Source organism: Streptomyces sp. NPDC058307, assembly GCF_042880295.1.
Lineage (GTDB): Bacteria > Actinomycetota > Actinomycetes > Streptomycetales > Streptomycetaceae > Streptomyces.
In genome coordinates this window covers 1-7,384 of record NZ_JBHVYZ010000112.1, presented here as the reverse complement: position 1 = coordinate 7,384, position 7,384 = coordinate 1, and the positions used below count along the sequence as shown (strand labels likewise).

Here is a 7,384-nt window from a genome sequence, read left to right as displayed (position 1 = left end):
ACGTAGGGCGTGCGGTCGAAGTAGGAGGCGGAGACGGACAGGCCCTCGGGGCCGGGCTCGTCCGGGAAGGCCCAGCGGATGGGGTGCGTGACCGAGAAGACGAAGCGGCCGCCCGGGCGCAGGACGCGGCGCACCTCCTTCAAAACCAGTACCGGGTCGGCGACGAACGGCAGCGCGCCGTACGCCGAGCACGCCAGGTCGAAGGAGCCGTCCGCGAAGGGCAGCGCGCCGGCGTCGGCGCACACCAGGGGGAAGGACGTACCGATGCGCAGGGCGTGCTGGAGCTGGCGGTGGGAGATGTCGAGGGCGACGGGGCGGGCGCCCTGCTCGGCCAGCCAGCGCGCGCACTGGGCGGCACCGGCGCCGATCTCCAGGACGTCCCTGCCCTTGAGGTCCTCAGGCGGGCCCAGCAGCTCGGCCTCCACCTCGTCCAGGCCCTCGGGGCCCCATACGAAGCGGTCGTCGCCGAGGAACGTGCCGTGCTCGACCTGGTAGTCGTCGGCGTTGCGGTCCCACCAGCCCCGGTTGGCCCGGACGCTCTCGGTGACGTCCGCGTCGCGGCGGGTGGCCTGCGACTCGGCGTCCGGGCCGGGCTCCGGCTGGTGTGATGCGGGCTCTTGGATGGTCGGCTCCCTCGTACTAGTCTGCGGTCTCTTCCGTCCGACCCGTCGCGACGGCCGTCATAAATGGGACGCCGCCACGCGCGCGTGGCCTTGTGAGACGCGTTTTGTGCCGGGTATGCGGCGATCCGCCCCGGGTGTGCGCCTTCGCGCATTGACCCTGTCCGGCTGCCCCCGTATGCTACAAGTTGCGCTGCGGGCCTGCGCTCCTCAGACGTAGCAGGCTGCGCTCGCATCTGTTGTATGTCCCCTCGGTTGTCGAGGCGCCACCAGTGGTTTTGTGTGGCGCTTCCTTGGCTGTCCGGCTTCTTCAGAGCGAAACAGGCTCCCGGCGTAAGCAGTACCTACGACTCACTGTCCGTACCGGAGCCCTTTCCCACATGACGAGCAGCACCGAGACCACCTCTACCACTCCGCAGGTAGCGGTCAACGACATCGGTAACGAGGAAGCCTTCCTCGCCGCGATCGACGAGACGATCAAGTACTTCAACGACGGCGACATCGTCGACGGCGTCATCGTGAAGGTCGACCGGGACGAGGTCCTGCTCGACATCGGTTACAAGACCGAAGGCGTTATCCCGAGCCGCGAGCTCTCCATCAAGCACGACGTCGACCCCAACGAGGTCGTCGCCGTGGGCGATGAGATCGAGGCCCTTGTTCTCCAGAAGGAGGACAAGGAAGGCCGCCTGATCCTCTCGAAGAAGCGCGCCCAGTACGAGCGTGCCTGGGGCACCATCGAGAAGATCAAGGAAGAAGACGGCATCGTCACCGGTACCGTCATCGAGGTCGTCAAGGGTGGTCTCATCCTCGACATCGGCCTCCGTGGCTTCCTGCCGGCCTCCCTCGTCGAGATGCGCCGCGTGCGCGACCTCCAGCCTTACGTGGGCAAGGAGCTCGAGGCCAAGATCATCGAGCTGGACAAGAACCGCAACAACGTGGTCCTGTCCCGCCGTGCCTGGCTCGAGCAGACCCAGTCCGAGGTTCGCCAGACGTTCCTCACGACCCTCCAGAAGGGTCAGGTCCGCTCCGGTGTGGTCTCCTCGATCGTCAACTTCGGTGCCTTCGTGGACCTGGGTGGCGTCGACGGTCTGGTCCACGTCTCCGAGCTCTCCTGGAAGCACATCGACCACCCCTCCGAGGTAGTCGAGGTCGGCCAGGAAGTCACCGTCGAGGTCCTCGACGTCGACATGGACCGCGAGCGTGTCTCCCTGTCGCTGAAGGCGACCCAGGAAGACCCGTGGCAGCAGTTCGCCCGCACCCACCAGATCGGCCAGGTCGTGCCCGGCAAGGTCACGAAGCTGGTTCCGTTCGGTGCGTTCGTCCGCGTGGACGAGGGCATCGAGGGTCTGGTCCACATCTCCGAGCTGGCCGAGCGCCACGTGGAGATCCCGGAGCAGGTCGTCCAGGTCAACGACGAGATCTTCGTCAAGGTCATCGACATCGACCTCGAGCGCCGTCGCATCAGCCTCTCGCTGAAGCAGGCCAACGAGGCCTTCGGTTCGGACCCGGCCTCGGTCGAGTTCGACCCGACCCTGTACGGCATGGCCGCGTCGTACGACGACCAGGGCAACTACATCTACCCCGAGGGCTTCGACCCCGAGACCAACGACTGGCTCGAGGGCTACGAGACCCAGCGCGAGGCGTGGGAGCACCAGTACGCCGAGGCGCAGACCCGCTTCGAGCAGCACCAGCAGCAGGTCATCAAGTCCCGCGAGGCCGACGCGGCTGCTGCCGCCGAGGGCGGGGACGCCGCGGGTGCGGTTCCGGCCGCCGGCGGTAGCGGTGGCGGTGGCGGTTCGTACTCCTCCGAGGGTGCGGACACCTCCGGCGCGCTGGCGTCCGACGAGGCGCTCGCCGCGCTTCGCGAGAAGCTGGCCGGTGGGCAGAGCTGAACGCCCACTGAGCACTAGCTCTTGACTGAGGGGCCGCACCTTTCGGGGTGCGGTCCCTCAGCGTTTGTCCGACGGCCGGCCATGAAAAGGGCGTAAGAGATGGCCTGATCAAGGACCCGGGTGGGAATGCCGCTGTTCCAGGGCGTGTTGTGCTGTACGAACACGAGGAGGAGCGGTCACTGTGCTTGATCCGCAGGGTTTGTACGCATGGGAGCCCAAGGGCCTCGCCGTTGTCGACATGGCGCTCGCCCAGGAGTCGGCCGGTCTGGTCATGCTCTACCACTTCGACGGATACATCGACGCGGGCGAGACCGGCGACCAGATCGTCGACCGGCTGCTCGACACGCTGCCGAACCAGGTCGTGGCCCGTTTCGACCACGACCGGCTCGTGGACTACCGCGCCCGCCGTCCACTGCTCACCTTCAAGCGCGACCGCTGGACGGACTACGAGGAGCCCACGATCGACGTGCGGCTCGTCCAGGACGCCACCGGAGCGCCCTTCCTGCTGCTGTCGGGCCCCGAGCCGGACGTGGAGTGGGAGCGGTTCGCCGCGGCCGTCCAGCAGATCGTGGAACGGCTCGGCGTCCGGCTGTCCGTGAACTTCCACGGCATCCCCATGGGCGTCCCGCACACCCGCCCCGTGGGCCTCACCCCGCACGGCAACCGCCACGACCTCGTCCCCGGCCACCGCAGCCCCTTCGAGGAGGCTCAGGTCCCCGGCAGCGCCGAGGCCCTGGTCGAGTACCGGCTCATGGAGGCCGGCCACGACGTCCTGGGCGTCGCGGCGCACGTCCCGCACTACATCGCGCGCTCGCCCTACCCGGACGCCGCCCTGACCGTCCTGGAGGCCATCACGGCCGCCACCGGCATGGTCCTGCCCGGCATCGCCCACGCGCTGCGGACCGACGCCCACCGCACCCAGACCGAGATCGACCGGCAGATCCAGGAGGGCGACGAGGACCTGGTGGCCCTCGTCCAGGGCCTTGAGCACCAGTACGACGCGGCGGCCGGCGCGGAGACCAGGGGCAACATGCTCGCCGAGCCCGTGGACATTCCGTCGGCGGACGAGATCGGGCTCGAGTTCGAGCGCTTCCTGGCCGAACGCGAAGGCGACAACTGACGCGCGGGGAACGTCTAGGCTTCCGGTCATGCTGAAGGTGGGCCTGACCGGCGGTATCGGCGCCGGCAAGAGTGAGGTGTCGAAGCTCCTCGTGGAGCACGGCGCCGTCCTGATCGACGCGGACCGCATAGCGCGCGAGGTCGTCGCGCCGGGCACGCCCGGCCTCGCCGCGGTCGTACAGGCCTTCGGCGAGGACGTACTCGCCGAGGACGGCAGCCTCGACCGCCCCAGGCTGGGCTCCATCGTCTTCGCCGACCCGGACCGGCTCGCCGTACTGAACTCGATCGTGCATCCGCTGGTGGGCGCCCGCTCCCGCGAGCTCGAATCAGCCGCCGCCGAGGACTCCGTCGTCGTCCACGACGTTCCGCTCCTCGCGGAGAACGCCCTCGCGCCGCTCTACGACCTCGTCGTCGTCGTCGACGCGAGCCCCGAGACCCAGCTCCACCGGCTCGTCCGGCTGCGCGGCATGACCGAACAGGACGCACGCGCGCGTATGGCCGCCCAGGCGACGCGCGAGAAGCGCCTGGAGATCGCGGACGTCGTGATCGACAACGACGTACCCCTGGATGAGCTGCGTCGACGCGTGCAGGAGGTCTGGGACGATCTCCTGCGCCGGGCGCGCGCCTCCCGGACCTCTCAGGAATAGCGTCCCCCGGTCCGGGCGTTGAACCCTTCCAGTGAGGGAAGGACTGAGCCGTGCCCGAGACCAGCGGAACGACCGGACGTACTCCGGAGACGCATGTCATCGACTACCGCGCAGCCGAGCAGCTGCTCTCCGCGCGGGACCCGAGGGGCGCGGTGAAGCTGCTCGACTCCGTCATCGCCGCCCACCCTGAGAACACCGCGGCCCGGCTGCTGCGCGCGCGGGCCTTCTTCGCCGCCGCGCAACTGCGACCCGCCGAGCTGGAGTTCACCATCGTCCTGGAGCGCGAGCCGGACAACGCCTTCGCCCACTTCGCGCTCGCCCGCACCTATGAGCGGCAGGGACGGCCCGACCAGGCCAGGCGGCACTTCCGGCTGGCGGCCGCCCTGGACCCGAAACCGGAGTTCCTGAAGGCGGCGGGGTTCGACGCCTGAGCGTGTCGGCCCGCTACCTGGGCCGGCTCTCCGGCGGCCGGTACGGCGGGATGTCGGGGCCCGGCTGGTAGTGCGGGCCCTGACGGATGTGCCGGAGGATCATCGTCGTGTCGACGGTGATCACCAGCCAGAGCACTCCGCAGGCGATGGCCCACCCCGGGCGGCCCGCCAGCGCGAACGCGACCGTGCCGAAGACCGCCCAGACCAGCCCCCACACGCTCAGCCAGAACCGCGCCCGCAGTGCACTGCGCGCTGTCCTCGGCTCACTGCCCGTACGCATCCGGATCACCACTCCTCCCTTGCAACGTACTCTTCGGAACGGACGTTGACCAAAGGGCCGAAGAGGGGGTCACCGCGTGCTTCCGGACGCCGACGAACTCGCCGAGGTGCTGGTGGAACTCGCCGTACCGCACGAGGACGTCAACGAACTCGTACGGATGGGCCGACGGGTCATGGACGACCCGGAGCTACGGCGATTCCTCGAGCACTCCGTCGACGAACTGGTCCGGGACATGGGCAGGGCCGACGACCCGGTCGTCCTGCCCGAGCTCGACTGGCCGGCCGGCGCTCTCCAACGCTGCTTCCCCGTCTACGTGTTCGTGGCGGCGCTGCCCCACACACGCGCGTACCACCGCTCACGCGGCATCCCGGCCGAGGTGTCCTGGCACACCCTCGCCGACCTCGGCCGGAACATGGCCGTGCACCGCAGGCGGTACGGCAGGGCGGGCGTGCAGTCACCGCGCTGGCTGACCCGGCACTCACGGGGCGAGCTGTACCAGCTGGGCCGACTCCAGTTCGAGCGGACGCGGTACGGGCCGTGGCACAGCCGGCCGCTCGCGGCGGCCGGACTCGACCTCGCTCCCGGCACGCCCTGTCTGAGCCTGCACATCCCCGACTTCCTCGGCCCGCTGTCACCGCAGGCCTGTGAGCGCTCGCTGGCCCTGGCCGCCGAGTTCTTCGCCCGGCACTTCCCGGAGGAGCCGTATCGCGCCGCGCTGTGCGATTCCTGGCTGCTCGACCCGCAGCTGAAGGAGTATCTGCCCGCGGACTCCAACATCGTCCGGTTCCAGGAGCGCTTCCGCCTCGCCCCCGAGGACTTTGAGCCGGAGGACAAGGAGCCCGTGCAGTTCGTGTTCGGGGACCCGGAACTGCCGGTGGAGAGTCTGCCGCGGCGGACGGCGCTGGAGCGGGCGGTCGGCGATCACCTGCGGGCCGGGGGGCACTGGTACATCGGGCATGGCTGGTTTCCCTTGTAGCTCGGACGGGTGAACCTGTGCGAGGCGGGAACGGCCGTGCGGATACGGGCCGTTGGACGGGCATGGAGCTGAAGAGGCGAGCGGGACACCAAGGGACGGGACCGGGGCCGATCACCCCCGACGGATGCGCGGTCGAGCTCTACACGCGACTGCCCGCGGGAGCGGAACCGGAGATCATCGCCGGGGCGGTGCCGGCGGGGGCGCACATCCTGGAGCTGGGCAGTGGCGTGGGGCGCATGACAGGCCCGCTGCTGGAGCGGGGGTTCACGGTGACCGCGGTCGACGAGTCCGCCGAGATGCTCGAGCACGTGCGGGGGGCGCGCACGATATGCGGGCCGATCGAGGACCTGGACCTGGGCGAGACGTTCGACGTGGTGCTGCTCGCGTCGTTCCTCGTGCACAACGCCGACCTGGACGTGCGGCGCCGGATGCTGCGCGCCTGCGCCCGGCATGTGACGGCGGGCGGCTGTGTGCTGATCCAGCGGGAGGGCGAGGACTACCACACCCGTGTGCCGCGCGAGCGAGTCGATCCCAGCGGGTTCACCGTGCGGCTCGTGTCGTCGGAACCGGTGGCGGAGGGCGTCAACTCGGTACATCTGGAGTACGACTTCCCGGACGCCACCTGGACCCACACGTTCCGGGCCCGTCCCCTGACGCGGGAGCAGTTCGAGGAGGCGCTGGCGGAGGCGGGGTTGAGAGTGGACCGGTATCTGACGGAGGACCGGATATGGGTGCGGGCGGTGCCGGTGCCGGTGTCGCTGACGGGCTGAGGCGCGGTGTCGCCGGGAAAACTCGGTCGCGCGGCGGCGATGAGTTCCGGTGCGGGCGCGGGTCTACCTCTGTGACAGCAACACGGACCGCTTCCCACAGGAGACCCCGATGTCCGAGACCACCGTCCCCGTCACCCACACCGCCGCTTCCACCGCTGCCTCCCCGGTCATCGCCGAGTCCCCGACCGCCCGCGGCCGCCGGGCCCGGATCGCCTTGCGCACCCTGCAGGTCGTGCTCGCCCTCTTCTACGTGGTCGCCAGCGCGCTCCCCAAGCTGATCGCGTACTCCGCGGCCGTGGATAGCTTCGACAAGATGGGCTGGGGCAGCGCGGGGATGTACACCATCGGCGTGCTCGAACTGGCCGGCGGGATCGCCCTGTTGATCCCGGTACTGCAGTCGGTGGCGGCCGTGGCGCTCAGCGGGCTGATGGTCGGCGCGTTCGTCGTCCAGCTCACCTACTTCGACGGGGAGAACGCGGCGACTCCGCTCATCCTGATCATCCCGCTGGTTCTGATCGCCTGGGCCCGACGAGGACACAACGCGGACTTGCTGCGGCTGGTGCGACGACGGGCGTGAGGAGAGCGGCCCCCGCGGTCACCGTGCTGAGGCCGGCCCCCTCCTCGAAGGGCAGGGCGCCGGCCTCAGCAC

Annotated in this window: 9 protein-coding genes; 7 read left to right on the top strand and 2 right to left on the bottom strand. The window is 69.7% G+C overall.

The features are described 5' to 3' along the window. Window positions 1-623: class I SAM-dependent methyltransferase (locus tag ACFVYN_RS40010; protein ID WP_390007581.1), on the bottom strand; the 623-nt coding region annotated here is incomplete at its 3' end. A gap of 377 nt (window positions 624-1,000) precedes the next feature. On the opposite strand from ACFVYN_RS40010, the gene rpsA reads away from it, so the two are divergent. The 4 genes from rpsA to ACFVYN_RS39990 all read left to right on the top strand — a co-directional run bounded on the left by rpsA (window position 1,001) and on the right by ACFVYN_RS39990 (window position 4,709). Next, on the top strand, window positions 1,001-2,512 hold the full coding sequence (rpsA, locus tag ACFVYN_RS40005) for a 30S ribosomal protein S1 (RefSeq protein ID WP_390007568.1): 1,512 nt from the start codon (window positions 1,001-1,003) through the stop codon (window positions 2,510-2,512). Between the two features lie 181 nt (window positions 2,513-2,693). Continuing rightward, window positions 2,694-3,632: a PAC2 family protein gene (locus ACFVYN_RS40000; protein WP_390007567.1), complete on the top strand. Its 939-nt coding sequence runs from the start codon at window positions 2,694-2,696 to the stop codon at window positions 3,630-3,632. A 28-nt stretch (window positions 3,633-3,660) separates the two neighbouring features. Continuing rightward, a complete protein-coding gene (coaE, locus tag ACFVYN_RS39995; protein ID WP_390007565.1) occupies window positions 3,661-4,278 on the top strand; it encodes a dephospho-CoA kinase in 618 nt (205 codons plus the stop codon). Window positions 4,279-4,328: 50 nt separating this feature from the next. Further along, on the top strand, window positions 4,329-4,709 hold the full coding sequence (locus ACFVYN_RS39990) for a tetratricopeptide repeat protein (RefSeq protein ID WP_390007564.1): 381 nt from the start codon (window positions 4,329-4,331) through the stop codon (window positions 4,707-4,709). Between the two features lie 13 nt (window positions 4,710-4,722). Here the strand turns inward: ACFVYN_RS39990 and ACFVYN_RS39985 are convergent, their stop codons facing one another. After that, on the bottom strand, window positions 4,723-4,989 hold the full coding sequence (locus tag ACFVYN_RS39985) for a DUF6343 family protein (RefSeq protein WP_390007561.1): 267 nt from the start codon (window positions 4,987-4,989) through the stop codon (window positions 4,723-4,725). 76 nt (window positions 4,990-5,065) lie between these two features. Between ACFVYN_RS39985 and ACFVYN_RS39980 the strand changes: the two genes are divergently transcribed. The 3 genes from ACFVYN_RS39980 to ACFVYN_RS39970 all read left to right on the top strand — a co-directional run bounded on the left by ACFVYN_RS39980 (window position 5,066) and on the right by ACFVYN_RS39970 (window position 7,312). Beyond that, a complete protein-coding gene (locus ACFVYN_RS39980; RefSeq protein WP_390007558.1) occupies window positions 5,066-5,965 on the top strand; it encodes an acyltransferase domain-containing protein in 900 nt (299 codons plus the stop codon). Window positions 5,966-6,027: 62 nt separating this feature from the next. Further along, entirely contained in the window at window positions 6,028-6,735 is a 708-nt protein-coding gene (locus ACFVYN_RS39975; RefSeq protein WP_390007556.1) for a class I SAM-dependent methyltransferase, read from the top strand. 109 nt (window positions 6,736-6,844) lie between these two features. Then, window positions 6,845-7,312 (top strand): DoxX family protein, encoded by a 468-nt coding sequence (locus ACFVYN_RS39970; RefSeq protein WP_390007553.1) that lies wholly within the window; start codon window positions 6,845-6,847, stop codon window positions 7,310-7,312. Window positions 7,313-7,384 lie beyond the last annotated feature (72 nt).